Genomic DNA, 26,030 nt, shown 5'->3' on the forward strand with positions numbered 1-26,030 from the left:
CAGCGATGACCGGAACAGACGCGGCCGCAAGCGACGTGCGGACCGACGAGGAGCTCGCGGTTCACCTCGATGGAATCACCAAGCGGTTCCCCGGCGTCGTCGCCAACGACGACGTCGACCTCCGGGTCGAACGCGGGAACGTCCACGCGCTGCTGGGCGAGAACGGGGCCGGCAAGACGACGCTGATGAACGTCCTCTACGGGCTCTACGGACCCACTGAGGGACGGGTGATCGTCGACGGTCAGGAACGGTCCTTCGACAGGCCCCGGGACGCGATCGACGCCGGCGTCGGGATGATCCACCAGCACTTCATGCTGGTCGAGACGATGACCGTCGCCGAGAACATCGCGCTTGGCAACGAGCCCAAGAAGTGGGGCGGGCTCGCCGTCGACCGCGCGCGCATCGACCGCGAGATCCGAGATCTCTGCGATCGGTACGGCTTCGACGTCGACCCCTCGGCGACGGTCGCCGAGCTGAGCGTCGGCGCCCGCCAGCGCGTCGAAATCTTGAAGACGCTGTACCGGGGCGCCGACGTGCTCATCTTCGACGAGCCGACGGCCGTGCTCACCCCCCAGGAGGTCGAGGACCTCTACGGCGTCTTCGAGGCCCTGACCGAGCGCGGGAAGACGATCATCTTCATCACCCACAAGCTCGGCGAGGCGACACACGCCGCCGACGGCGTCACCGTCCTCCGTGACGGACGGGCCGTCGCGAGCGTCGAGCCGACCGAGACCACCCGCGAGGAGCTCGCGGAGCTGATGGTCGGCCGGGAGGTCCTGCTGGAGGCCGACAGCGATCCCGTCAAAACCGGCGACCCCGTCCTGGCGACCGCGGACGTCACCGTCGAGGACGACCGCGGGGTCAAGGTCGTCTCGGGGATCGACCTCGAGGTTCGGGCCGGCGAGGTCGTCGGGATCGCGGGCGTCGACGGCAACGGCCAGAGCGAGCTGATCGAGGCAATCACGGGGCTACGAACGCCGGACGGCGGAACGGTCCGCTTCGACGGCGAGGACGTCACCGACTGGTCTCGCCGTCGCCGGATCGAGGGCGGCATGGCCCACGTCCCGGAGGATCGCCACGAGCAGGGGCTGGTCATGCCGTTCGATCTCGTCGAGAACGCCGTGCTGGGCAGCCAGCGCTCGGCGCGGTTCGCCCGGAACGGACGCATCGACTGGGCCGACGTCCGGGACCACGCCGAGGACGTCATCGAGACCTACGACGTACGCCCGCCGACCGCCGACGCCGACGCCGAATCGTTCTCCGGAGGGAACCAGCAGAAGTTCGTCGTCGGCCGCGAACTCGAGCGCGATCCGGAGCTCGTGGTCGCGACCCACCCCACGCGGGGGGTCGACATCGGCTCGACCGAGTTCATCCACGAGCGGCTGCTCGACCTCCGGCGGGAGGGGAAGGCGGTGCTGGTCGTCTCCTCGAACCTCGACGAGGTGCAGGCGCTGTCGGACCGGCTCGCGGTGATCTACGAGGGCGAGTTCGTCGCTGTCACGGATCCCGACGACGTCACCGAGGAGGAGCTCGGCCTGCTGATGGCCGGGGAGCGACCGGACGAGGGGACACAGCCCGCGAGGGCAGGCGGCGCCGACGCCAACGCCAACGCCGGAGGTGAGCGCTGATGCGCGAGGACTTCGAACGGCTGCTCGAGCGACTCGTCCACGCGTCGGTGCTCGAACGCGTCGCGATCAGCGTCGCGGCGCTGCTGACGGCGATCCTGCTCGGGGGCGTCCTCGTGTTCGTTTCGGGGGCGTTCGCGACCTGTCGGGCGGGGCTCGACCTCGCCGGGGCGACGTTCTGTTACAACCCGATGCAGGTCTACTACGAGCTGTTCCTCGGCGCGCTGGGACACCCCCTCGAGGGCGGCTGGGAGCTGCACAACTACAACCTCGCGACGACGCTTCGCCAGACCACGCTGTTGATCTTCGCCGGGCTGTCGGTCGCCGTCGCCTTCCGGGCCGGGCTGTTCAACATCGGAACCCAGGGCCAGCTCGTCGTCGGCGGGCTGACGACCGCGGTGACCGTGCTGTTCGCCGCCTCCTACCTCCCCGGCGGCTTCGTCGGTACCGTCCTGTTGGTCCCGATCGGCGTCCTCGCGGGCGCGGTCGGCGGGGGGTTCTACGGGGCGATCCCCGGCGCGCTCAAGGCCTACGCGGGCGCCAACGAGGTCATCACGACGATCATGCTCAACTTCATTGCCGTCGGCGTCACCTCGACGCTGCTGTCCTGGCGGTTCCAGGATCCGGCGAGTGACAACCCCCAGACCCGGGCCATCCCCGAGTACGCGGAGATCCCGAACCTGCCGCTGGTCGGGTTCAGCCCGCGGATGAACTTCTCGCTGCTCGCGCTGGGCTTCGCAATCGCGCTCATCGTCGGGATCGCCTGGCTGCTCGCCCGGACCGCCTTCGGCTACGAGCTGCGGACGACCGGGGTCCAGCCCGCTGCGGCCGCCTACGGCGGCGTCGACGAGAAGCGCATGACCGTCGCGAGCATGACTCTCTCGGGGGCGCTGGGTGGTATCGCCGGCGCCTTCTGGGTGCTGATGGAGCACGGCCGCTGGCTCGAGAACGTCCCCGACATCGGGTTCGACGGGATCGCCGTCTCGATCCTCGCGGGGAACAACCCGCTCGGGGTCGGCGCCGCGGCGTTCCTGTTCGGCGTCCTCGACAGCGGCGCGAGCTCGATCAACACCGCGACCGACGTCCCGCCCGAACTCGTCGGCATCCTCTCGGGGACCATCATCCTCTTCGTGGCGATGCCCGAGTTCTTCCGTATGATCGGGCGACGCTACGTCGACGTCGAGGAGCCGGAACCGGCCCGGTCGACCGGAGGTGAGGTCGATGATTGAGCTTCCCTCCCGACCCGATCGCCGGAGCCTGCTCGCCGGCCTCGGCGTCCTCGCGGCGCTGTGGATCGCCGCCGGCCTCGCGTTCCCCGACTCCTGGGCCGGCGCCCTGCTCTCGATCGCGGCCAGCCCGAGCACCCACACCGCGATGTTGCGCCTCGCCGTCCCGATCGCGCTGGCGGCCATCGGCGGTATCTTCGCCGAGAAGAGCGGCGTCATCAACATCGGGATCGAGGGACTGCTGATCGTCTCGGCGTTCTCGGCGATCCTCGTCACGTTCTGGCTCGGCGCCGGCGAGTCGACGCTGGCGCTCTCTCATCACTGGTGGGGCTTCGCCGTCGGCGTCCTCACGAGCACGCTCTTTGCCCTCCTCTTTGCGATCGTCTGTATCGATTTCAAGGCCGACCAGATCATCGCCGGTCTCGCGGTCTGGCTGATCGCGCTGGGGCTGGCGCCGTTCGCTTCACGGATCGTCTTCCAGAGCCCCAACACCGCGGGCGTCGGTCGCTTCGAGAACGTCACGATCCCAGTGCTCTCCGAGCTGCCGGTGGTCGGCTACCTGCTGTTCGACACGCCCCCGCAGGTGTATCTCATGCTCGGGGCCGCCGTCGCGGGCTGGTACCTGCTCAACCGGACGTCGTTCGGCCGCTGGGTCGTCGCCAGCGGCGAGAACCCGAAGGCGCTAGACACCGCGGGCGTCGACGTCCGGCGGGTGCGGTACACCGCCGTGCTCCTGTCGGGCGTGTTCGCCGGCCTCGGCGGCGCCGGCTTCGCGCTCGGCCAGCTCGGCACCTTCGCCGGCAGCGGCGAGACCGCCATCGGCGGACGAGGGTTCATCGCGATCGCGACCTACCTCTTTGCGAACTACCACCCGATCGGCGCGCTGTTCGGCTCGTTCCTCTTCGCAGGCCTCGAGTCGGTCCAGATCCAGCTCCAGAACCTGGGTTACGCCGTCCCGACCGAGCTCATCCGGACGGTGCCGTACGTGACGGTGATCGTCGTCCTCGTCTTCGTCGGCAAGACCCGGCTTCCCGAGGCCGCCGGCGAGGCCTACGACGGCGACGAGGACTGAGCCCGCGGGTCGGTGCCTTCTTTGACCCGCTCGCAGTAGCGCCCGTATGGACGAGCTGATCGACGCCGCCCGCGAGATTCAGGCCGATGCTCACGTCCCCTACTCGGAGTACCGCGTCGGCGCCGCTCTCGAGACCGAGGACGGTGAGGTGTTCGTCGGCTGTAACCTCGAGAACGCCAACTACAGCAACAGCCTCCACGCCGAGGAGGTCGCGATCGCCGAGGCCGTCAAGAACGGCCACCGCGAGTTCTCCAGGCTCGCGGTCAGCTCCGACCGTCGGGACGGGGTCACGCCCTGCGGGATGTGTCGCCAGACGCTCGCGGAGTTCTGCGACGGCGACCTTGTCGTGCTCTGTGACGAGGGCGACGACGCCGTCACCGAGTACACCCTCGAGGAGCTGCTGCCGAACACGATCACACAGGAGACACTCGAGTAGCGACGAGTCGACCGGTCACCGCGCCGTGAAGCCGCCGTCGATGGGGTTGGCGGTGCCCGTAACGAACGAGGACTCGTCGGAGCTGAGCCAGACGATGGCGCTGGCGACCTGCTCGGGCCGTCCCATTCGACCGAGCGGTTGCATTCCGACGAACTGCTCGATCTCTTCGTGGTCCTCCTCGGCCGCCCGTTCGACCATCGCCGTCCCGATGACTCCGGGACAGACCGCGTTGACGCGGACGTCGGCCGAGGCATACTCCGTTGCAGCCACGCGTGTCAGTCCGACGACCCCGTGTTTGCTCGCGGCGTACGGCGCCGCCCCCGCGGCGGAGAGCCCCGCGATCGAGGACGTATTGACGACGGCGCCGCCACCGTTGGCGGCCATCTCCTGCAGTTCGTACTTCGTGCACAGCCAGACGCCTTTGCGGTTGATCTCGAGGACCCGGTCCTAGTTGGCCTCGGTCTGCTCGGCGGTCGGATCGTCCTCGCCTTCGATACCCGCGTTGTCGAGACTCCCGTACGCGTCGACGGCGGCCGTAACCATCGCCTCGACGGCGTCCGGTCGGTTACGTCGGTCTCGACGAACGTTGCGGCTCCGCCCGCCGACTCGATCTCCTCGACGACCGCTCGTCCCTCCTCGGCGAGGACGTCGGTGACGACGACGTTCGCGCCTCCCTCGCGAACCGCAGTGCGGTGGTTCTCCCGATCCCGGACGCGCCCCCGGTCACGACGGCGGTCTTTCCATCCAGATTATACGATATATGGTACCTTTCCACAAGAATCGCGGCAAAACGGCAGGGTGGTTCTCGACGCGCGGGGACAAACGCGATCACCGCGACGACGATTCCTCGAGTCGTCCCCGCAGGATCGTCCGATGACACCGCTTTTTCTCGGTGTTTTCGTAACAGACCAGCGCCAGCGACTCCCCGTCGGCGAGTCGGTCCGTGAGCTCTTCGAGGGCGGCTTGTGCGTCGGCCGACCCCTCGAGGTGGCTGCGGTAGCGCTCGCCGAAATCCACCCGATCCCAGGCGGCGTTGTGCGCCCCCTCCTCGCAGAGGCCCTGCATCTTGAGATCGTCCTCGGCTGTTCGGACCGCCTCGAGGAGGTCGGCGGGCGGTCCCAGTTCGGGGACGTTCTCGTCGACGGCAGCGGAAAACCACGGCGCAGGTTTCCGGACGACGCCGACCAGGGTCGCCTCGGGGGGCAGATCCGCCAGGTCGTGCTGGAGCGCGGCGACGTAGGTGTCCGCGAGCGTGCCGTCTGCCATACCCGGGCTACGGGAGCCCGGCATTTATATACACCGCGAGCGCGAACCGCGGAGCCGAATGCCGGGAGACAGCGAAGATCCGAACGCGGACGTACAGTACCACCTCGAGGTCGCCGCCGAGGACGTCGCCGACACCGTCCTCCTGCCGGGCAACCCCGAGCGGCTCGAGGTCATCGTCGACTACTGGGACGACCACGAGATCCGGGCTCACCACCGCGAGTACCGCACCGCGACGGGCAGCTACGAGGGGACGCCGATCTCGGTCACCTCGACGGGGATCGGCAGTCCCTCCGCGGCCATCGCCGTCGAGGAGCTGGCCCGTGTCGGCTGTGAGACGTTCATCCGCGTCGGCTCCTGTGGTGCCGTCCAGCCCGAGATGGACGTCGGCGACCTCGTGATCACCACCGGCGGCCTCCGCCAGGAAGGCACCAGCGACGAGTACGTCCGCGAGGACTACCCCGCCGCCGCGGACCACGAGGTCGTCAGCGCGCTGATCGCCGCCGCCGAGCGGCTGGGGTACGACTACCACACCGGCGTCACGATGAGCGCCGACTCGTTTTACGCCGGCCAGGGACGGCCCGGGTTCGAGGGGTTCGAGGCCGCCGGCTCAGAGGACCTGATCGAGGAGCTCGCCGCCGCGAACGTCAAGAACATCGAGATGGAGGCGAGCGCCATCATGACACTCGCGAGCGTCTACGGGCTGCGTGCGGGCGCGGTCTGTACGGTGTACGCCGACCGCCAGGGCGGGGAGTTCAGCACCGAGGGCGAATCCCGAGCCGCGGAGACCGCGACGCTCGCGACCCACCTGCTCGCGAGGATGGACGAGAAAAAGCGGGAAGCGGGCGTCGACCGCTGGCACGCCGGACTCTCGCTCGAGGACTAACCCTCCGGTTCGAGCTGCTCGTTCTCGTGGAGCCGTTGCATCCGTGTCTCGAGGTCGATCCCGCGCTCGCCGAAGTACCACAGTCGAGCGCGGTAGAAGGCGTAGCCAAGCGCCATCCAGCCGACCAGAACCGCGACCATCGCCGGGAGCTGCGTCGAGACCAGCACCCAGAGAAACGCCGCCGAGGCGACCGCGCCGACGGCCGTGACCTTGAGCAGCCACGGGGGGAGCCTGTACAGCGAGTACTCGTAGCGATCCGGGAACTCCTCGGGAAGCCGCCAGAGCGCGACGCCCGAGACGGCAAGTCCGAACAGGATCGTCAGCGAGAGCGCGACCGACAGCGTGACCGTTCCGGGTGAGATCGGCGCGACGAGCAGCGGCGGCACGCCCAGCAGGAGAACGGCGACGTACGGCGAGTCGTACCGATCGTGGATCCGGGCGATCGAACCGGGGATGATGTCGTCGCGCCCGGCTCGCATCAGCAGCCGCGAGTAGGCGGTGTAGGTCATGTTGATCGACGTCAGCGCCCCCATCGCGGCGGCGACGAGGACAAGTGCCGTCAGCGCCGTCGGGACGTTCTCGATCGAGACCTGCGCGACGGCGGCGTCCATCCCGCCCAGCAGTTCGTGGTTCGTCGTCCCGACGAGGACGGCGACGAGGCCGACGAGCAACGAAAGCGAGACGACGGCCGACAGCGCCAGCACGCGGGGGATGTTCTTCGCCGGTTCTTTCATCTCCTCGCCGAGTTCGACGACGAGCCGGAACCCCCGAAGCGGAAAGTACAGCGAGACGACCGCGACGATGACCTCGCCGCCGCCGTAGGGAAACAGCGGCGTGTAGTTGTCGACGTCGATCGCGAACGCGCCGGGAACGATAAACGCGAGCATTCCGACGACGATCAGCGAGACCATTAGAAACTGGACGACCGCGACCATCTTGATCCCGAGAACGTTTAGCACGATGAAGGGGAGCAACAGCCCGTAGATCAGAGCCAGCTCGGGGATCGCGGGAACGAACGGGACGGTGTCGGCGACGAAGCCGGCGTACTCGGCGAACCCGAGTCCGATGAACAGCATCCCCGCCCAGACGCCCGGAATGGTGATCCAGGGCAACAGGAATCCCCAGAACGGGCCGACCAGTCGTGAGGCGTAGACGTAGCTGCCGCCGGCGACCGGGATCGCGCTCCCGAGCTGCAGGGACATGAGGATCCCGAACCCGAGCGGGAGCATCGCGAGCCCGAGCGCGATCAGCACTCCCGGACCGGCGTCGCCGGCCAGCGGCCCCGGTAACACGAACGCGCTCACTCCGATGACGTTGCCGATGATGAGCACCGTCGCGCCGACGAGCCCGACCTTGGAGTCGATTATACCGTGGTTCGACATTACACACCAAACTCGCCTGCTGTTTAATAAATATGTGTGTACCGATAACGGTGTTTTGTAATTCGGGATATTTCGCTTACAGTACTATTGGAGGTACTGCTCTCGGCGCGGACCCGCCCACGGCCGTCTCGAAACGAACGCGGCACTGACGAGGTTCGGACCGCTTCTCGCGACACGATCGCCGTTACCGTGGTTCGGGGCTCGACAGGACCACGCTCCCTCCCCCGCCTACTCCCGAACGCGGACGATCCCATTCTCGAAGACCTTCCGGTTCGGGACGATGTACTCCTCGGAGTCGTCCTCGATCTTCGTGACGAACAGATCGACCTCCTGGACGATCCCGGTCTGGTCGCCGATCCGAATTCGGTCACCGATCCCGTAGGGCTGGTTGAGAAGCAGGTAGATTCCGGCCGCACTCGAGACCAGAAAGTCCTGAAACGCGTAGGTGCCGACGAGAACGACTCCCGCAGCGTAAACGGCGAGTAGAATCAACAGCGCGAGAATGTGGACCCCGATCTGTCCAAGCGCGATAATCAGGGCGACATAGAGGACGGTGTACTTGACGACCTTCGGGATGACCGCTACCTCGGGGAGCTTGACGCTGCGGAGGTACTCGCTGACGACCAGCTCCGACTTGTCGGCGACGATGAAGCCGACGATCATCACGAGGACGGCGACGAATACCTGCGGGATGAACTCCGTCACCCGAAGCCAGAACGCGTCGGTGTCCAGCAGCTGCGCGATGTGGATCGCGGTCAGGACGGCGATGCCGTAGATGAACCACGCGCTCAGCCGGGCGACGATCTCGACCGTCGAGGTACCGAGCGACTGTGCGGTTCGCTCGAAGGGCGTCCCCTCGACGGCTTCGGGGACACCCGAGGCCGTCAACAGCTCCTCGTTGAGTCGGCCGACCAGGTAGCCGATCACGACCCCGAGGATCAACACCGCCGTTGCTATCACCGCCGGCTCGTCGATGAGCGTCTGCCAGTCCATGTTAGTACGCCTCCGGATCGACCTCCAGGATGATCTCACCGGCCTTGAACGCCCGGACGAGACCGTCGCTCTCCGAGAGCACGATCGAGATCGCGTTCGTGTCCCGGGTGATCGCGCCGCCGGCCATGTGGCGGGCGCCTAACCCCTTCGGAATGTCGACCCCCTCGGCCGAGGGTTCGAGGTAGCGGTAAGCCGAGACGATCTTGCCCGCATCGGAGATGACGAAGGCGCCGTCGAGCCGTGAGAACTCCTTGAGCATCACGTTCACGATCGGGTCGCCGACGTGGACGTGGGATTTCTCGAAGGGGTTGTACGACAGCGGCCGGGACTTGTTCATCACCTTCCCCGCGTCGCCGACCACGAACAGGGCACCGACGGGTTTCCCCTTCTGGCCCTTCTGTCCCAGCTCGATCGCAAGCTCCAGTACCGACTTGACGACCTCCGGATCGGCGCGCGAGCGGGCGAACAGATCGTAGATGCCGGTGTGGTTGTCCGCGTCAGCCCGCACCCGCGAGACGGTGTCGATGTCGTCGCTGAAGACGCTCGTCGCACACGCCAACGTGTCGCCGTCGTCGATGATGTCCTGGTCGAGCGCACCCTCGAGTCCGAACCGGATCCGATCCGAAATGTTGTCGAACTCGAGTGGAAGCTCGACGAACGTGTCCGCGCCGACGTCGTTTTCGGTGCCGACGACGATTACCTCGACCGCGTCGTCTTCGTCCTCGAGGTCGGCGAAGCGCTCGTAGTAGGAGCCACTCGGTGAGAACAGCGCAACGCCGTCGACGCTCGAAAAGAGGTCCCCGAAGACATCGTCTAACCCGGCCATTGCTCATACAAGCCGCTCCCGCGCGAATAAGCGTTGTGGACTGTCTGACGCCCATCTTGCCAACGTATACCACAGATAAAAAACCTCCTCGTCGGATCGGATCCCAGCGACAGCGAGACGTCTTCATGGCGGATGCAGGGCAGGGCTCGGTCGAGTCCTCGTGGCGATTGGGTCCCGGACGAGTGCGTCCTCGCGGAACGTCGGAACAGGACGCGCGAGACCGGGTTCGGACCTCGCCGAGACAATCGCTCTCGCTTCGCTCGGGCGCTGTGACTCGTCTGATTCGAATCCTCGTCGTGATGCTTCTCCTCGCGGTAGTGCTCGGAGAAGCATGCGCGGGACCGGATTCGAACCGGCGGACCCCTACGGGACAGCGTCCTAAGCGCTGCGCCGTTGGCCTAGCTTGGCTACCCGCGCTCGTTCCCTGGTTTTCGCGAGCCGAGTAAGAACCTGTCGATCCGGCTCACTCGTGTTTGACCGGCTCCTCGGGCGACCAGTCGGGCGGAACGATGAATGTGACGTGTTCTGCGTCGCGAAGCTGGTGGAGTTCGGCCGCCTGCTCGGCCAACGACCGATCGCGATAGGGCATCTCGAGACCGCAACCGGTACACACCAGCTTGCATGTTGGTTCTTTCATGGAGCGTACGAACCGCCGACTCGGTCGGAGCGACGGGCGTCGACTCGGGGTTCGAGAGAGCGGTGCTTTAGTAGTCGTGTCCTAGTGAAATCCGCAGCGAACGGCCAGTTCGGTGAGTCGTTCGTAGCTGAATGTTGCCGTGCCTAGCCGGCTATTGGGAGCCGGACCGATCCGTTCGTTCGGGATTACCGTCACCTCGTGTACGGGCCGTAGGTTTATTCCCGGCGGCCGGATACGAAGACGCATGCACAGCGCCCGGGATCGCGTCGAGTACGACGCCTGGCTCCAGGAACTCGAGCAGGCCGCCGACCGGCTGGAGCTGTCGAGCGAAGCCCGCTCGTGTGCGACGGAGCTGTTCCTGCTCGACGTGCCGGAGGCCGACCGATCGAAGCGAGCGACGCTCGCGGCGAGCCTGTATGCGGGGTCGCTGGTCGCAAGCGACGGTCGCACCCAGGGGGAGGTCGCGTCGGCGACCGACGTCTCCCGGCTCTCGATTCAGTCACGCTGGAAGGAACTCCTCGAGGACGCCGGACTCGAACCGCCGCGGTGGTAGTAAGGACTGTTTCACCGAACCTGCCACGCGTAAGTGTACGATATTGTGGCCGAAACCGGAGCGAACGATCGGATCGCTGATCAAAACTCGGAACGACGTTCCGTGTCGCCGACAGTTAGTGGTGTTCCTGCCGCTCGGGATCGTCGCCGTCCTCGAGGACGTTGCCGTGCTCGTCGATCTCGCCGCTGACGATCCGTGTACTCGAGATAATGTCGCCGTCGTCGGCCAGCGCGTGGGGGATGACGATGATCTCGAGGGGGTCGTGGCCGCGCTCGTGGCGGAGCTCGTTGATGCGTTTACCGCCCTCGATCGTCTCGGGCGAGACGACGAGGTAGTCGAACTGTGGCTCGGTCGCGATCCCCGTCGACTCCTCGAGCTTCCGGACCTCGAACGCCCTGTCGTGTTCGGCCGCCAGCGGCTCGAGCTCCTGTTCTAGGTTCTTCTTTCGCTCCGCGAAGGAGTTGACGTGGCGTTCGACGTGACGAGTCTTCGGTGCGAGCTCGTCGCTCGTGAGTCCGACGGTTACGTCCCCGAGTTCGAACGCCCGTTCGAACAGCCGTCGGTGGCCGTCGTGAACGGGGTCGAACGTCCCACCAAGCGCGACGTCCATACCGAATCCACTGGGGCGGCGCGTATAAAACGGTCGACTCCGTCAACGCTCCGTCCCGCCGGTGTTCGACGATCGTCGATTGTGCCTTTCGCATTGTTTTTAGTGGTATCCCACAGTGGCACGGGTATGGGACTCGACGAGGACTCACTGGAGTACCACCGGGCGGATCCCCCGGGGAAGATCGAGATATCGACGACGAAACCGACGAACACCCAGCGGGATCTCTCGCTTGCGTACTCGCCGGGCGTCGCCGCGCCGTGTCTGGAGATCGCCGAGGACGAAACCGACTCGTACTCCTACACGGCGAAGGGGAACCTGGTCGGCGTCGTCTCGAACGGCTCCGCGGTACTGGGGCTGGGCGACATCGGCGCTCAGGCCTCGAAGCCGGTGATGGAAGGGAAGGGGGTGCTGTTCAAACGGTTCGCCGACATCGACGTCTTTGACCTCGAACTCGACGAAAACGACCCCGAGGAGTTCATCAACGCCGTGCGGATGATGGGTCCGACCTTCGGCGGGATCAACTTAGAGGACATCAAGGCGCCGGAGTGTTTCACTATCGAGGAGCGGCTGGGCGAGGAGATGGACATCCCGGTCTTCCACGACGACCAGCACGGCACCGCGATCATCTCCGGGGCCGCGCTCGTCAACGCTGCCGACATCGCGGGCAAGGACCTGGAGGAGCTCGAGGTCGTCTTCTCCGGTGCGGGCGCGAGTGCGATCGCGACCGCCCGGTTCTACGTCTCGCTCGGCGTTCGCAAGGAGAACATCAGGATGTGTGACTCCTCGGGAATTATCACCGAACGCCGCGCCGAGGGCGGAGACGTCAACGAGTACAAACGGGAGTTCGCCCGGGCGCTGCCCGAGGGCGACCTCGCGGACGCGATGGAAGGGGCGGACGTACTCGTCGGGCTCTCGGCGGGCGGAATCGTCTCCCAGGAGATGGTCCAGTCGATGGCCTCCGACCCGATCATCTTCGCGATGGCCAACCCTGACCCCGAGATCGGCTACGAGGAGGCCAAAGCCGCCCGCGAGGACGACGTTATCATGGCGACGGGGCGGTCGGATTACCCCAACCAGGTCAACAACGTCCTGGGGTTCCCCTTTATCTTCCGCGGAGCGCTCGACGTCCGCGCGACCGAGATCAACGAGGAGATGAAAGTCGCCTGCGCCCGCGCGCTCGCCCAGCTCGCCCGCGAGGACGTCCCTGACGCCGTCGTCAAGGCCTACGGCGACGAGCCACTGCAGTACGGGCCCGACTACATCATCCCGAAGCCGGTCGATCCGCGGGTCCTGTTCCGGGTTGCGCCCGCCGTCGCCGAGGCGGCGATGGAAAGCGGCGCCGCCCGCACCGAGATCGACCTCGACGAGTACGAAGAACAGCTGGAAGCCCGGCTGGGCAAGTCCCGCGAGATGATGCGGGTCGTCCTGAACAAGGCCAAAAGCGACCCCAAGCGGGTCGCCCTGGCGGAGGGCGAGAACGAGAAGATGATCCGGGCGGCCTACCAGATCCAGGAGCAGGGGATCGCGATGCCGATCCTGATCGGCGACGAGAGCGAGATCCGCCAGACCGCCGCGAACCTCGGGCTGGACTTCGAGCCCCAGGTCGCGGATCCGTCCGTCGGGGACTACGAGGCCTACGCCGAGCGGCTCCACGAGCTGCGCCAGCGCAAGGGGATCACCCGAACCGAGGCGGGCGAGCTCATCGAGACCGACTCGAACTACTTCGGGAGCGTGATGGTCGAACAGGGTGACGCCGACGCTCTGCTGACCGGGCTCTCGTATCACTACCCCTCCGCGCTGCGCCCGCCCTTGCAGGTGATCGGCACCGCCGACGACGTCGACTACGCCGCTGGCGTCTACATGCTCACGTTCAAGAATCGGGTCATCTTCATCGCCGACGCGACGGTCAACCAGGACCCGGACGAGGAGGTCCTCGCGGAGGTGACCAAACAGACCGGCAAGCTCGCTCGCCGGTTCAACGTCGAGCCCCGCGCGGCGCTGTTGTCGTACTCGAACTTCGGCAGCGTCGACAACGAGGGGACCCGCAAACCCCGCCGAGCCGCAACCCAGCTCCAGAACGATCCCGAGGTTGACTTCCCGGTCGACGGCGAGATGCAAGCCGACACCGCCGTCGTCGAGGACATCCTCGAGGGGACCTACGGCTTCTCCGAGCTCGAGGAACCCGCCAACGTGCTGGTCTTCCCGAACCTCGAGTCGGGCAACATCGGCTACAAGCTGCTCCAGCGACTCGGGGGCGCCGAGGCGATCGGACCGATGCTCGTCGGGATGGACGAGCCCGTCCACGTCCTCCAGCGGGGCGACGAGGTCAAAGACATCGTCAACCTCGCGGGCGTGGCGGTCGTCGACGCCCAGCAGGACGAGTAACACCCGCGAACGACCGGAGGGAGTGAGCGGCTCTTTTTTGGTCGAGATTTTTTGCGTGAGTGGTGGCGAGTAGAACGAGCCACCCGAACGGAAAAAAGGTCGGTCTAACCTCGCGGGCGTGGCGGTCGTCGACGCCCAGGAAGACGAGTAGTCGAACGATCGAGTCGCCTCGCGGCTCTCGCGTCCGCGAACACGAGGACGGACACCGAGATTCTTTTGTGGTATCGATCCCTCGAATTTTCACAGCATGACAGATCGATCCGCGTCCTCGTCCACGAATACCGCCGCGGCGACCGACTCGCGCCATCGCAGACGGCTCCTCGGTGCCGTCGGCGCGGCCGCGACCGCGGGGCTCGCGGGGTGTACCCTGTGGGACCCGTCCGAGGACGACCCCGAGACGAACGCCGATCCGGACGTCGCCGAGGGCGTCTCGACGTACGCGACTCACCCGGACGACGACGTGACCATGTTCCGTCGGGGGCTGCGACGGCTCGGCTACTATCCCGACGAGACCGTCCCCGACGCCGTCAGCGTCAACTGGTCGTTCCCGATCAACAACGTCGGCCACACCGCGGCGAAGTCGAGCCCGCTGCCGACGCCCGACGGCGAGACGATCGTGATCGCCGGGGACACCGGGTTCGTCCACGGCGTCCAGCCCTCGGGGGAGCCCCGCTGGCTGACCGAAACCGGCGCGACCGATCTCGGCTTTCACGGTTCGCCGGCGATCGTCGACAACACCGCCTACATCGGCGGTTACGACGGCGACCTGTACGCGATCGACGTCGAGACCGGCGAGATCGTCTGGCACACTCCATCCCACGAACTCGAGGGGACGCTGGCGATCGGGTCGAGTCCCGCCTACTACGACGGGACGCTGTACGTGATCGCCGAGTACGGTAGCCCCTCTTCGGGTGCGCTGTGGACGTTCGACGCCACGACGGGCGAGCCGACCTGGCACGACGACCGCATCTGGGGCCAGCCCCACCCCTCGCCGACCGTCGACCTCGAGACGGGACGGATCTGTGCGGGGTCGAACGACGGCGTCGTCTACTGCTGGGAGTTCCCCGACCTCGAGTTCGCCTGGGAGTTCCAGACCGGGGGCGAGGACGGCCCCGACGGCGAGGAACGGGCCGACGGCGAGTTCAACCTCGGCGCCGAGATCAAGGGAACGATCGCGGCCCACGACGGCTACGGCTACGTCGGCTCCTGGGACGAGCAGTTCTACTGTATCGACCTCGAGGACGGCACCGAGGAGTGGGCCTTCGAGTTCGAGCACCGGTCGATGGCAAACCCCGCGCTCGACCCGGAGGAAGACGTCGTCTACACCGGGAGCAACGACGACCACGTCTACGCGATCGACTGTGAGACCGGTGACCAGCTGTGGGCGACCGACGTCAACGGCTCGATCATCGGCGCGGTGACCGTCACCGCGGGCTCCGTCCTCGTCGGCTCCTACGACTCGCACCTGTACGCGCTTGATAAAGAGACCGGGGAACGGCGCTGGCGAGTACAGAACCGCGGCCACGTCACGAGCGCGCCGGTCCCCCACGACGATCGGATCTACTACGCCGAGCGGGGCGTCTTCACGAACTACTGGGACGACGACGCCGAGACGATCCTCGAGGAACCGGGCCACGCTTACTGCCTCGTTCCCGACGAGTGACCCGCAGCTGGGCGAAATCGCGGGGCGATCCGAAAGCGTGGATTCAAGTATCCGCCGGAACGTTGTCCGAGTATGCAAGACCAGGGACGCTCTACGCGCAAGCGAACCGGTGGCCGACTGAAGAACGTCCGAAAGCGCCGCAAGAACGAGCTCGGTCGACTCCCGACCGAGACCCAGGTCGGCGAGCCCCGGTTCCGGGTCGTCGACGTCCGAGGTACCGACACGAAGACTCGCGCGCTCGCGACCGACGTCGCGAACGTCAACGACGGCGGCGAGACGATCACCGCCGAGATCGAGGACGTCGTCGAGAACGACGCCAACCCCAACTACGTCCGACGGAACATCATCACGAAAGGCGCCGTCATCGAGACCTCCGAGGGACAGGCCCGCGTGACCTCCCGTCCCGGTCAGACCGGCCAGGTCAACGCCGTTCTTCTCGACTGAATCGCGGCTACTGAACTGTTTCTGCTGCCACGACTCCAGCGAGCCGTTAGGCCGGTCAGCGCCACTCCTCGAGATCGACGAACGCGCTCGCGTTCGCACTCAGCCACACCGTCGGCTTCCGCTCGTCCGGACAGTTGGCGGGGGAGACCGTTCGACGATCGTCTCCGCCCTCGTCGGCGACGACCGCGGCGTCGAGGAGCGGCGTCGAGGATTCGGAATCAGTCGATCGATTGCGGTTCGGGACGTCCTCGGTCGAGCGTCCTCCCATAGTCGTTGTGACGTCGAATCGACCTATATCGGTTGCTAGTTGTGCTATTGAGGGGATCGTACCCGTCGCGAGACGACCGTAGGGAGCCGTACCCGGGACGGGTCAGGGCCGAATCGAACGGCTCAGGGCCGCGGTGCGGCCTTCTGGAGGGCCGTCTCGGCGATGTTGCCGCCGTAGTCGGCGCTTCGAGACAGCGAGTCGACGATCAGTCCGAGCGACTGGGCCTGGACGGGTTCGAGGTCCCGGAGGATGTCGTCGATGTAGCGGGTGTGCTCGTCGATCTCGAGGACAGCCTCCCGGGCCGCGTGGCCGAGCCGGTTGGCCTCGTCGGTCTCCTCGGCGAACAGCGCGTCCATCGCCTTCTCGAGGACGTCGGCGGCGTCGGTCCGCAGGGCGATCAGCGCCTCGGCGACGTCCTCGGGGATCGCGTCGAGCTTGAGCGCGAGATTGGAAATTTTGGCAGCGTGGTCGGCGACCCGCTCGAGCTGGCGGGCGCTGGAGTGAAAGTCGAAGCAGTCCTCACGGGGGACGCCGAGCTCCTCGGCTGCCCGCGGGGAGCGAAGCGTCGCCCGGAAGATCCGGGAGACGACCAGCCAGAGCCGATCGACGTCGTCGTCGCGTTCGATCACGTCCTGGGCGATGTCGTCGTCGTTCTCGACTAGGGCGGTGACGGCGTCCTCGAGCATCGAGGTCGCGATCAGGCGCATCCGCGAGACGGCGTTGACGATCGACAGCTCGGCGGAGTCGAGCAAGTCCTGGATGACGACGCTGTCGGTCGTCTCTTCCAGGACCTCGACGCCGACGAGGCTCTGGGTCGCGTCCCGGATCGCGCGGCGCTGGTCGGTCGTGATCCGTCCCGCCTCCAGACGGATGATGTCGAACCCGCTGACGTACATCGTCATCACCGCCCGGGTGAGCCGCTCGCCCTCGAGGTCGGAGACGTCGAGGGTCCCCTCCTGGCGGTCGGTCTCGCTCGCGGGCGTCAGTAACAGCGAGTCGTCCTCGGGGTAACACTCGACGGTCGTGCCGGCGCTGACGCCGTTCTCGGTCGCCCACGATTTCGGCAACGAGACGGTGTACGTAGAGCCGCCGGTTACCTGCACCTTGCGCGTCTCCATACTCCTGGGTTTGGCTTTGACCGTATAAACGACACCGGTCTATAGAGGCGTCGTCGACCGGGCCTCGGTCGCGATCCCCGTCGCTCGTTGCGCTCTGTGGGTTCGCTGACACTGGGAACCGATGTCGAACATAGAGATATATAGAAAACATAGTAGGGTACTTAGACGCCATCGACTATAGAGTCACCCGATGGGCAACGACCCGAGATCAGGTTCTGACGGTGCGATTTCTCGCCGTCACGTGCTGCTCGGCGCTGCCAGCGCGGGGCTGGTGGGAACGGCTGGCTGTCTCGTCCGCGGCCAGGACAGCGGTCTCGAGGGTGAGATCGTCGTCGACGGCTCGGACACGCTGTTACCGAACAGCGCCGCAGTCGCGAGACAGTTTCAGTGGGAGAACAACCAGGTTCGCGTCTCGGTCAGCGGCTCCGGGACGGGAGCCGGGTTCCAGAGCCTCTGTCGCGACGAGATCCACCTCGCCGACGCGAGTCGCGAGATCTACGAGGACGAGGAGCAACTCTGTGAGGGAAACGGCGTCGAGTGGCTCGAACTCGAGGTCGTCATGGACGGGATCGCGATCATGAAGAACCCGGACAACGACTGGTGTGAGTCGCTCACGACCGAGGAACTGAGCGCGCTCTGGGAGAGCGGGTCGGACGTCGAGACTTGGAGCGACCTCCGCGAGGAGTGGCCCGACGAGGAGATCAGCTTCTACGGGCGGGACTCGGCGTCGGGGACGTTCGACTACTTCACCGAGGCGGTCAACGGCGAGTCGGGCAACATCCGCTCGGATTACACCGGGACGGCCGACACCAACATGATCGTCCGCGGCGTCGAGGGCAACCCTTACGCCGTCGGTTTCGGCGGTGCCGGGTTCTACTACGAGAACGAGGACGACGTCGACCTGATCGCCATCGACGACGGCGACGGACCGGTCGAGCCGACCGCGGAGACGATCGAACAGGAGACGTACACGCCACTGTCGCGGCCGATGTACGTCTACGTGAACCTGCAGGAACTCGCCCGCGAGGAGTTCCGCGATTTCATGCGGTTCTACCTCGAGAACACCCAGGAAACCGCTCTCGACGTCGGCTTTTACGCCATTCCCGACGAAACCCGCGAGGAACAGCGGGAGCTACTCGAGGAGTATATCGGGAGGTACACATGAGTTCGGAACCGGTCGACCTCTCGAGGACGGGCAACGACGTCGGGACGCTTGGCGACCGGGTCGCCCGGTACGCGTTCTTTGCCTGTGCGCTCGTAACGGTGCTGACGACGGTCGCGATCATCCTCGTGCTCGTTAACGGTGCCGTCGGCTTCTTCCGTGAGGAGACGCTCGTCGACGTCCTCGGGAGCGCGTTCGCGGCCGACTCGATCGGTGGCGTTCTCGATGCGTTGCGCGACGGCCTCGCCGCGCAGGTGACGCTCGTCGAGTTCCTCACCGGGACCGACTGGTCGCCGCTGATCGAGCCGACGAGCTACGGCGTTCTCCCGCTGGTCTGGGGGACGCTCGTCGTCACCGTCGGCGCCGCGATCATCGCGGTTCCGGTCGGGACGCTCACCGCCATCTACCTCTCGGAGTACGCCGACGAGCGCGTTCGTCGCACCCTGAAGCCGATCCTCGAGATCCTCGCCGGGATCCCGACGATCGTCTACGGCTTCTTCGCGCTCTCGTTTATCACGCCGATCATCCAGTCTATCTTCCCGCAGACGGGGACGTTCAACGCGGCCTCGGCCGCAATCGTCGTCGGCGTGATGATCATCCCGATGGTCTCGTCGCTGTCGGAGGACGCGATGAGCTCGGTCCCCGACTCGCTTCGCAACGCCGCCTTCGGACTCGGGGCGACCAGATTCGAGGTGTCGACCCAGGTCGTCGTCCCCGCCTCGTTGTCGGGGATCCTCGCCGCGTACGTCCTCGCGCTCTCGCGGGCGATCGGCGAGACGATGGCGGTCGCGATCGCGATGGGGATGTATCCCCAGATCTCGGCGAACCTTCTCGAGGAGATGCAGACGATGACCTCCTATATGGTTCAGGTCGGGATCAGCGACGTCTCGGTCGGCTCGGTTCAGTACCAGAGCCTGTTTGCTGTCGGATTGCTGTTGTTCGCGATGACGTTCGCGATGAACGTCTTTAGCATGTGGATTCGGTCCCGGTACCGGGAGGAGTACCAATGAGCGCTGATACCGACACGACGTTCGATTTCGAAGGATCGTCGATCGCACGCAAGCGACTCTACGGGCAGATCTTCCTCGGGCTGTGTATCTCCGCGGCGATGGTCGGCATCGTCGCCCTGATCGCCCTGCTCGCGGACGTGCTCTACGAGGCCTGGGGCTGGCTCACCTGGGAGTTTCTCACCCACCCACCGTCGCAGGTACCGGAACACTTCATCCCCGAGAATTACGGGAACCTGGAGACGGGTCCGGCCGGAATCTATCCCGCAATCGTCGGCTCGATCTACCTGATCGTGCTGACGGCGGTGTTTACCCTCTTCTTGGGGGTCGGCGCGGCGATCTACCTCGAGGAGTACGCCCCTGACACCCGCCTCACGCAGTTCATCGAGGCAAACATCACGAACCTGGCGGGCGTTCCTTCGATCGTCTACGGGCTGCTCGGGCTGGCGATGTTCGTTCGGGCGCTCCAGACCGGAGCGAGCCTGATCGCCGGTGCGTTGACCCTGACGCTGCTTATCCTGCCGATCGTCATCGTCTCCTCCCAGGAGGCGCTCAGGGCGGTTCCGGATTCGATGCGTCAGGCCTCCTACGGCACCGGTGCGACGAAGTGGCAGACGATCCGCAACGTCGTCCTTCCGGAGGCGATCCCCGGTATCATGACGGGGATCATCCTCTCGCTGTCGCGGGCGATCGGCGAGACGGCTCCGATCCTGATGGTCGGTGCGGCGTCGTCGATGTTCGCTCCGCCGGAGCTGACCGATCCGACCGGTGCCTTCAGCGCGATGCCGACGACGATCTTCGACTGGGTGACGCTACCCGACGCGGCGTTCCAGCACGTTGCCGCGGCCGGGATCGTCGTCCTGCTAACGATCCTCCTGTTGATGAACGCGGTCGCGATCCTCGTCAGGAACCGGTACGATCGGCGGGCCTGATTCGAATCTCTATACCGCCGTTGTCCTCGAGAACCGCTCGCTTCGTCCGATACCGCTCGAGAGATCGCGAGGACTATAGCGCTATATAGAAGACATAGTATGGTATTTAGGGGTGCCGTCCCTTCGCTGACGTGATGAGCGACGAGACGAGCGACCGGCGAACCGGGCTGCGATCGACGCTCGCGTCGGTCGGCTCCGACCGCGGGCGTTTCGCAATCGGTAACTTGCTCAGCACCAATGCCGAGACAACCGGTATGACTGCAAACAGCGGGTCCGAAGCGGTCGAGACGACACCCGAAGAGACGGCGCCGGCCAGCACCGGATCCGGAGCCGAGATGCCAAGCGCCGACGAACCGCTCGGATCGCCGCGTGTCGACGACGCGATCATCGAGTCTCGGAACCTCGATGTCTTCTACGGCGACACGCAGGCCCTGCAAGGAATCAACATGGACATCCCCGAGAAGCAGGTGACGGCACTCATCGGTCCCTCGGGCTGTGGGAAATCCACCTTCCTGCGGTCGATCAACCGGATGAACGACCTGATCGACGTCGCCCGCGTCGAGGGAGAGCTGTACTTCCACGGGAAGGACATCTACGACGAGGACGTCGACCCCGTCGCCCTGCGCCGGAAGATCGGGATGGTCTTCCAGAAGCCAAACCCCTTCCCCAAGTCGATCTTCGACAACGTCGCCTACGGGTTGCGCGTCCAGGGGAAAGACGACGACGTCGAGGAGAAGGTCCATCAAGCGCTCGAGCGAGCCGCCCTGCTGGACGAGGTCGAGGATCAGCTAGACGAGAGCGGCCTCGACCTCTCGGGCGGGCAACAACAGCGGCTCTGTATCGCCCGTGCGATCGCGACCGACCCCGAGGTCATCCTGATGGACGAGCCCGCCTCGGCACTGGACCCGGTCGCGACCTCGAAGATCGAGGACCTGGTCGAGGAACTCGCCCAGGAGTACACCGTCGCGATCGTCACCCACAACATGCAGCAGGCGGCCCGCATCTCCGACAAGACCGCCGTCTTCCTCACCGGCGGGAACCTCGTCGAGTTCGACGACACCAACAAGATCTTCGAGAACCCCGAGAGCGACCGCGTCGAGGACTACATCACCGGCAAGTTCGGGTAGTTCCCTCGCTGGCAGTCCGACTTTTCGTTCCTTTCGGAGACGAACGTACCCGCTACGATCCGCCGACCCCCCGTACGGCCGGCTCACCCGAGCACAAGCTATATCTTCGCCCGCACGGGTGGCTGAACCATGGCCAGAAAGTCGTATCAGGAGAAACTCGAGGAGCTCCGCGAGGACGTCCTCTACATGAGCGAGGTCGTCATGGAGCGGCTCCGCATGGGACTCTCCGCGCTCGAGCAGAAGGACACGGAGCTCGCGGACGAAGTGATGGAAGGCGACAGCGAGGTCAACGAGCTGTACCTCGAGCTCGAGCAGGACTGCATCGAGCTGCTGGCACTCCAACAGCCCGTCGCCAGCGATCTCCGCTTTATCGCCTCGACGTTCAAGATCATCACCGACCTCGAACGGATCGGCGACCTCGCGGTCAACCTCGGCGAGTACACTCACGACGCCGAGCACGACCGGTTCCCCGACGTCGACATTCAGGCGATGGGCGAACTGACCCTCGAGATGGTCGAGGACGCGATGATCGCCTACGACACCGAGGACACCGACGGCTGTCGGGAGCTCGCCGAGCGCGACGACGATATCGACCAGTTCGCCGAGCGAGCCAGCGGGATCGTCGTCCGGGATCTGATCGAACGGGAACTCGACTCCCCCGAGGAGGTCGAGCGGATCCTCCAGGACGTTTCGCGGCTGCTGTTGACGATTCGGGACCTCGAACGGGTCGGCGACCACGCAGTCAACATCGCCGCCCGCACCCTCTATATGGTCGAGAACGACGACGAACTCATCTACTGATCGGCGCCTGCCGTTCGTCTTCGTCGCTCCGGAACGCCCGTCAGCAGCTGGGCCGTGTCGACGACGTTTCTGGTCTCGAGCAACAGCTCGGCGGCCTGCCGGACCGTGAAGTCGGCCTCGAGTTCGACCCCGTAACACCGCGTGTAACACTCGAGCCAGTCGTTCATCGCCCGCTCTATGGCCGCGAACTCGGCCGTCGAGAACGCGACGGGCCGTTCGCCGGTCCGGGCCTCGACGTACCACCAGATCGCCTGCCCCGCCCCCTCGCGGAGGTACTCGCGGGCGGCCTCGGTGTCAGCGTCGGCGAGTTCGACGGCTGCCCGGTCGCGTTCGGCCTGCCGGGCGAGCGCGGCGATCCTGGATCCGTACCGGCTCATCAGCCTTCGCGGAACTCGACGCCCTTCCCGCCGCGGGGGTGTTCCCACTCGGTGTCGGCGACGATCGCGCAGGTGCCACACTCCACGCAGGGCTGGGTGTCGAGGCTGACGAGGGTCTCCTCGTCGCCGTTCGTCTTCACCCGTTCCGTGCGGTAACAGCCCCCGCCGAACTCCTCGGCGCTGACGGGACAGGCGTAGACCGCGGCTCCGCTGGCCTCGACCGATTCGTCGCGCAGTTCGATGTGGGGGTTCCCGACGTCGGTGTCGTAGGTGAGGTCGCCGATCCGCTCCTCGAGGCTCGGCGGCTCGGCGTCGTTCTTCCAGCGGATGCTCTTCCCGCGAGCCTCGCCGATCACCGTCGGCAGCGTCGTGTACCCGGTGCGGGTGTCGGGCAGCATCGACACCAGGAACGGCGAGTTGTACGCCCGCTCGAGGACGCGGTCGGCCACCGGGTTCCCGAGCGCGACGCGACCGAGCGGGGACTCGAGGACGCGATCCACCGCGTTCGTGACCGTCTCGCGCTCGCCGACGGGTCGGGTGAGCTCGTACTGTTTGGGGCGGAGCTTGGCCATCGTCCCCGAGTCCGCGAGCAGTTTCGCATAGCGACGTCCCGCAGCCTCGGGGTCGGCGTTACCCCGCGTGATCGCGAAGGCGTCGGCCGCCAGCGCCCCGGCGGTGACGGCGTGGTTCATCCCCTTGATGATCGGGCCCTGGGCCTGCATCTGGCCGGCAGCGTCCCCGACCAGCACCAGGCGATCCCGGTAGGGGTCGCGGTGGGCGACCTTCTTCGAGTCGGGGACGAGCTTCGCGGCGTACTCCCGCTCGTCGTAGCCGTCGCCGATCCAGTGGGCCATCACGGGATGGGTCAGCAGGGCGTCGAGCAGCTCGTGGGGCTCGGCCTGCTGGGCGACGAGGCTGTCGAGGTGGAAGACGGTCCCGATCGACAGCGACTCGGCGTTGGTGTACAGAAAGCCACCGCCGCGGACGTCCTCGAAGAGGTCGCCCGAGAACAGGTGGGCGACACCCTCCTCGTCGTCGATCCCGAACCGATGGTTGACCGCCTCGGGATCCATATCGACGACCGCCTTGACACCCTGGAACCACTCGTCGGGTTCCTCCCAGTCCATGAGCCCTGCCTCACGGGCCAGCTCGGAGTTGACGCCGTCGGCGGCGACGATCAGGTCGGCCTCGATCGGGTCCAGTTCGTCGCAGGTGACGCCGACGATCTCTCCCTCCTCTCGGAGGAGGCCGTTCACCCGCACGTTCGTCAGCACGCCACCGCCCGTCTCGCTGGTCTTCTCGTGAACCCGTCGCTGGAGCCACGAGTCCATCTTCCGGCGGAGCACGGCGTCACACCAGTCGGTGTCGTGCTCGTGGAGGTCGGTCAGGTCGTAGGTCTTGACCTTGTCACCGGCGATGTTGTGGATCCGGTAGTCGGTGACGGGACGTTCGGCTGCCTTCTCGCGGAAGCCGTCGAAGAGATCGTCGATCGTGTAGGGGGCCGAGTCCTCGGCGTAGATCAGCCCGCCGGAGACGTTCTTCGAACCCGCCTCGACGCCCCGCTCTAAGACGAGGGTCTCGACGCCGTGTTCCGCGAGTCTGGCCGCGGCGGCCGCGCCGCCGGGACCGCAGCCGACGACGACCGCCTCGTAGTGTTCGTGCTCGCTTCCGGCGCTCATCGGTCCTCACCCCCGCTCCCGTCGGCGACGGCCTCGAGTCGGGTTTCGCCGGATTCGACGGCCTCGGTCAGCCGGGGCAGCACCTCGAACAGGTCGCCCTCGACGAAGTAGTCGCTGAAATCCCGGATCCTGGCGTCGGGGTCGGTGTTGATCGCGACGATCGTGTCCGACTCGTCCATTCCGACCTTGTGCTGGACCGCTCCGGAGACGCCCGCGGCGATGTAGACGTCGGGCGCGACGACCTGTCCCGTCTCGCCGATCTGGCGTTCCTCCTTCGAGTACTCCTCGACGTGGCCCTCGAACTGGTAGGCCGAGGTGACGATCCCCCGCGTGATACCGAGTTCGGCGTCCTCGAAGGCGTCGACGAGGTCGAGTCCCAGCTCCATCCCGCGGGTAGGGTCGTCGGCGATCCCCCGACCCAGACAGACGATCACGTCGTGTCCGGTAAGGTCGATCCCGGCCTCGAGCCGGTCGTGCTCGGTGATCTCGACGCGGAACCAGTCGTCCTCGAGCTCCATGTCGTGTTCGATCACGAGCCCCTCCCGGTCGTCGTCGGGATCCATCGGCTCGAAACTGCCGGGAATGATCGATGCACCCTGCGGGTGGAAGTCCCGGCTCGGATTGTCCAGACAGAGGATCGTCGAGTACTCGAACCCCGAGAAGTCCGGGCGCTTCATGTGCAGGACCTTCTCGAAGGTCTTCTTGACGCCCGGTTCACCGGTCTTGACCGGGTTCGACACCTCGTTCTCCTCGATGTAGAGGTCCGAACAGTCCGAGGCGAGTCCGGAGTCGAGTTCGGCCTGGACCTTCGCCGAGAGGTCCCGTCCGTTGTTCGTCGCCGGGAACAGGATATAGCGGGGCTCGTCGTACTCGCGCCAGTCCGTGCTCTCGATCGTCCCCTGTCCGCGGGCCATGTGGGCCGCGATCTCGGTGTAGGGCTTGTGCAGGAACCGTTCCAGCCGCTGGTCGTCGTGGTAGACCGCGACGTCGGCGCCGTAGGCGATCGACTCCTCGGCCAGATCCTCGCAGTCCTCGCCCATCAGGAAGGCGACAACGCGCTCCTCGCTTCCATAGTCTTCCTCGAACTGGTCCATCAGCTCCCGGGCCTTCCCCAGCATCTCCCGCGAGACTTCGAGCAGCTCTCCCTGCTGGGTCTCGCAGAACACCCACATGTCGGCGTACTCGCCGCCGTCGAGCGCCCGGACGTGTTTCTTGTCCCGCGTCGGGTGAGAGAGCTCGTCGTCTTCGTCCTCCTCGTCACCCTCGCCGTCGTCCGCGTCCTCGTCGACCTCGTCTACCTCTTCGCCTTCCGCCTCGTCGCCGACGTCCTCTTTGGTCTCCTCGTACTCGCCTTCCGTCTCGGTTCCCTCCTCGACGCCGTCGCCGCCCGTCTCGCCGAGCTCCTCGAGGCGACGGTGGATCGCCTCGCGGGCGGTCTTGCGGTCCTTGCTCGCCTGTTCGGCTTCCAGTACCGCCTGCAGTTCGTCGACGTCCTCGAGGGTGTCGAGCTCTTCGCCCAGTTCCTCGGCCGTGTACTCGTCGGGATCGAGTGCCATCG

General features: G+C 66.2%; 25 protein-coding genes, 1 tRNA gene and 1 pseudogene. 14 read left to right on the forward strand and 13 right to left on the reverse strand.

What is annotated here, in order from left to right; translation table 11 throughout:
* Positions 1-5: 5 nt before the first annotated feature.
* The 4 genes from NATOC_RS06580 to cdd are packed head-to-tail and all read left to right on the forward strand — an operon-like array spanning position 6 to position 4,359.
* Positions 6-1,628, forward strand: coding sequence for an ABC transporter ATP-binding protein (locus tag NATOC_RS06580; protein WP_015320642.1), 1,623 nt, complete (start codon positions 6-8; stop codon positions 1,626-1,628).
* On the forward strand, positions 1,628-2,854 hold the full coding sequence (locus NATOC_RS06585) for an ABC transporter permease (RefSeq protein ID WP_015320643.1): 1,227 nt from the start codon (positions 1,628-1,630) through the stop codon (positions 2,852-2,854). Before NATOC_RS06580 ends, NATOC_RS06585 begins: the two co-directional genes overlap by 1 nt.
* Positions 2,847-3,923, forward strand: a complete 1,077-nt coding sequence (locus NATOC_RS06590; protein ID WP_015320644.1) for an ABC transporter permease — start codon at positions 2,847-2,849, stop codon at positions 3,921-3,923. The genes NATOC_RS06585 and NATOC_RS06590 overlap by 8 nt, the downstream gene beginning before the upstream one ends.
* Positions 3,924-3,969: 46 nt before the next feature.
* Positions 3,970-4,359 carry a cytidine deaminase gene (cdd, locus tag NATOC_RS06595; RefSeq protein WP_015320645.1) on the forward strand — a complete coding sequence of 130 codons (390 nt, stop codon included), beginning with the start codon at positions 3,970-3,972 and terminating at the stop codon, positions 4,357-4,359.
* A 15-nt stretch (positions 4,360-4,374) separates the two neighbouring features.
* Here cdd and NATOC_RS06600 read toward each other — a convergent pair.
* Positions 4,375-5,119, reverse strand: a pseudogene (locus NATOC_RS06600) (glucose 1-dehydrogenase).
* A 68-nt stretch (positions 5,120-5,187) separates the two neighbouring features.
* Positions 5,188-5,625 carry a DUF488 domain-containing protein gene (locus tag NATOC_RS06605; protein ID WP_015320646.1) on the reverse strand — a complete coding sequence of 146 codons (438 nt, stop codon included), beginning with the start codon at positions 5,623-5,625 and terminating at the stop codon, positions 5,188-5,190.
* 58 nt (positions 5,626-5,683) lie between these two features.
* Between NATOC_RS06605 and NATOC_RS06610 the strand changes: the two genes are divergently transcribed.
* Positions 5,684-6,508 carry a nucleoside phosphorylase gene (locus NATOC_RS06610; protein ID WP_015320647.1) on the forward strand — a complete coding sequence of 275 codons (825 nt, stop codon included), beginning with the start codon at positions 5,684-5,686 and terminating at the stop codon, positions 6,506-6,508.
* On the opposite strand, the gene NATOC_RS06615 is transcribed toward NATOC_RS06610, so the two are convergent.
* The 5 genes from NATOC_RS06615 to NATOC_RS22260 all read right to left on the reverse strand — a co-directional run bounded on the left by NATOC_RS06615 (position 6,505) and on the right by NATOC_RS22260 (position 10,346).
* The gene (locus NATOC_RS06615; protein WP_015320648.1) at positions 6,505-7,890 is read right to left on the reverse strand and encodes an APC family permease; all 1,386 of its coding nucleotides are present in this window, start codon (positions 7,888-7,890) and stop codon (positions 6,505-6,507) included. The genes NATOC_RS06610 and NATOC_RS06615 overlap by 4 nt on opposite strands.
* Positions 7,891-8,118: 228 nt before the next feature.
* The gene (locus NATOC_RS06620) at positions 8,119-8,883 is read right to left on the reverse strand and encodes a mechanosensitive ion channel domain-containing protein (RefSeq protein ID WP_015320649.1); all 765 of its coding nucleotides are present in this window, start codon (positions 8,881-8,883) and stop codon (positions 8,119-8,121) included.
* A gap of 1 nt (position 8,884) precedes the next feature.
* Positions 8,885-9,709, reverse strand: a complete 825-nt coding sequence (gene dacZ, locus NATOC_RS06625) for a diadenylate cyclase DacZ (RefSeq protein WP_015320650.1) — start codon at positions 9,707-9,709, stop codon at positions 8,885-8,887.
* A gap of 332 nt (positions 9,710-10,041) precedes the next feature.
* A tRNA-Leu gene (locus NATOC_RS06630) sits at positions 10,042-10,126 on the reverse strand.
* Between the two features lie 46 nt (positions 10,127-10,172).
* Positions 10,173-10,346 (reverse strand): hypothetical protein, encoded by a 174-nt coding sequence (locus tag NATOC_RS22260; protein WP_169330925.1) that lies wholly within the window; start codon positions 10,344-10,346, stop codon positions 10,173-10,175.
* Positions 10,347-10,590: 244 nt separating this feature from the next.
* Here NATOC_RS22260 and NATOC_RS06635 point away from each other — a divergent pair, with 244 nt between their 5' ends.
* Entirely contained in the window at positions 10,591-10,899 is a 309-nt protein-coding gene (locus NATOC_RS06635) for a transcription initiation factor IIB family protein (protein ID WP_015320652.1), read from the forward strand.
* Positions 10,900-11,014: 115 nt separating this feature from the next.
* Here the strand turns inward: NATOC_RS06635 and NATOC_RS06640 are convergent, their stop codons facing one another.
* On the reverse strand, positions 11,015-11,509 hold the full coding sequence (locus tag NATOC_RS06640; protein WP_015320653.1) for a phosphopantetheine adenylyltransferase: 495 nt from the start codon (positions 11,507-11,509) through the stop codon (positions 11,015-11,017).
* Between the two features lie 126 nt (positions 11,510-11,635).
* Here NATOC_RS06640 and NATOC_RS06645 point away from each other — a divergent pair, with 126 nt between their 5' ends.
* The 3 genes from NATOC_RS06645 (at position 11,636) to NATOC_RS06655 (ending at position 16,001) form a co-directional block, all read left to right on the forward strand.
* Positions 11,636-13,894, forward strand: coding sequence for an NADP-dependent malic enzyme (locus tag NATOC_RS06645; RefSeq protein WP_015320654.1), 2,259 nt, complete (start codon positions 11,636-11,638; stop codon positions 13,892-13,894).
* A gap of 247 nt (positions 13,895-14,141) precedes the next feature.
* A complete protein-coding gene (locus NATOC_RS06650; RefSeq protein WP_015320655.1) occupies positions 14,142-15,557 on the forward strand; it encodes an outer membrane protein assembly factor BamB family protein in 1,416 nt (471 codons plus the stop codon).
* Positions 15,558-15,629: 72 nt separating this feature from the next.
* Entirely contained in the window at positions 15,630-16,001 is a 372-nt protein-coding gene (locus NATOC_RS06655) for a 30S ribosomal protein S8e (RefSeq protein ID WP_015320656.1), read from the forward strand.
* 55 nt (positions 16,002-16,056) lie between these two features.
* On the opposite strand, the gene NATOC_RS06660 is transcribed toward NATOC_RS06655, so the two are convergent.
* Positions 16,057-16,269: a DUF7511 domain-containing protein gene (locus tag NATOC_RS06660; protein WP_015320657.1), complete on the reverse strand. Its 213-nt coding sequence runs from the start codon at positions 16,267-16,269 to the stop codon at positions 16,057-16,059.
* 122 nt (positions 16,270-16,391) lie between these two features.
* Entirely contained in the window at positions 16,392-17,387 is a 996-nt protein-coding gene (locus tag NATOC_RS06665; protein WP_015320658.1) for a phosphate signaling complex PhoU family protein, read from the reverse strand.
* Between the two features lie 190 nt (positions 17,388-17,577).
* On the opposite strand from NATOC_RS06665, the gene NATOC_RS06670 reads away from it, so the two are divergent.
* The 5 genes from NATOC_RS06670 (at position 17,578) to phoU (ending at position 22,416) form a co-directional block, all read left to right on the forward strand.
* The gene (locus NATOC_RS06670) at positions 17,578-18,552 is read left to right on the forward strand and encodes a PstS family phosphate ABC transporter substrate-binding protein (protein ID WP_015320659.1); all 975 of its coding nucleotides are present in this window, start codon (positions 17,578-17,580) and stop codon (positions 18,550-18,552) included.
* Complete coding sequence (gene pstC, locus NATOC_RS06675; RefSeq protein WP_015320660.1) at positions 18,549-19,559, forward strand: phosphate ABC transporter permease subunit PstC; 1,011 nt, start codon at positions 18,549-18,551, stop codon at positions 19,557-19,559. The genes NATOC_RS06670 and pstC overlap by 4 nt, the downstream gene beginning before the upstream one ends.
* Positions 19,556-20,488: a phosphate ABC transporter permease PstA gene (gene pstA / locus NATOC_RS06680; RefSeq protein WP_015320661.1), complete on the forward strand. Its 933-nt coding sequence runs from the start codon at positions 19,556-19,558 to the stop codon at positions 20,486-20,488. Before pstC ends, pstA begins: the two co-directional genes overlap by 4 nt.
* Positions 20,489-20,742: 254 nt before the next feature.
* Entirely contained in the window at positions 20,743-21,615 is an 873-nt protein-coding gene (gene pstB, locus NATOC_RS06685; protein ID WP_049888894.1) for a phosphate ABC transporter ATP-binding protein PstB, read from the forward strand.
* 129 nt (positions 21,616-21,744) lie between these two features.
* Positions 21,745-22,416, forward strand: a complete 672-nt coding sequence (phoU, locus tag NATOC_RS06690; RefSeq protein WP_015320663.1) for a phosphate signaling complex protein PhoU — start codon at positions 21,745-21,747, stop codon at positions 22,414-22,416.
* Here phoU and NATOC_RS06695 read toward each other — a convergent pair.
* From NATOC_RS06695 to NATOC_RS06705, 3 genes are read right to left on the reverse strand one after another with little or no spacing between them, the layout of a single operon-like run.
* Positions 22,410-22,793: a hypothetical protein gene (locus tag NATOC_RS06695; protein WP_015320664.1), complete on the reverse strand. Its 384-nt coding sequence runs from the start codon at positions 22,791-22,793 to the stop codon at positions 22,410-22,412. The genes phoU and NATOC_RS06695 overlap by 7 nt on opposite strands.
* The gene (locus tag NATOC_RS06700; protein WP_015320665.1) at positions 22,793-24,472 is read right to left on the reverse strand and encodes an FAD-dependent monooxygenase; all 1,680 of its coding nucleotides are present in this window, start codon (positions 24,470-24,472) and stop codon (positions 22,793-22,795) included. The genes NATOC_RS06695 and NATOC_RS06700 overlap by 1 nt, the downstream gene beginning before the upstream one ends.
* Positions 24,469-26,028: an electron transfer flavoprotein subunit alpha/FixB family protein gene (locus tag NATOC_RS06705; protein ID WP_015320666.1), complete on the reverse strand. Its 1,560-nt coding sequence runs from the start codon at positions 26,026-26,028 to the stop codon at positions 24,469-24,471. Before NATOC_RS06705 ends, NATOC_RS06700 begins: the two co-directional genes overlap by 4 nt.
* Positions 26,029-26,030 lie beyond the last annotated feature (2 nt).

This window comes from Natronococcus occultus SP4, assembly GCF_000328685.1.
Lineage (GTDB): Archaea > Halobacteriota > Halobacteria > Halobacteriales > Natrialbaceae > Natronococcus > Natronococcus occultus.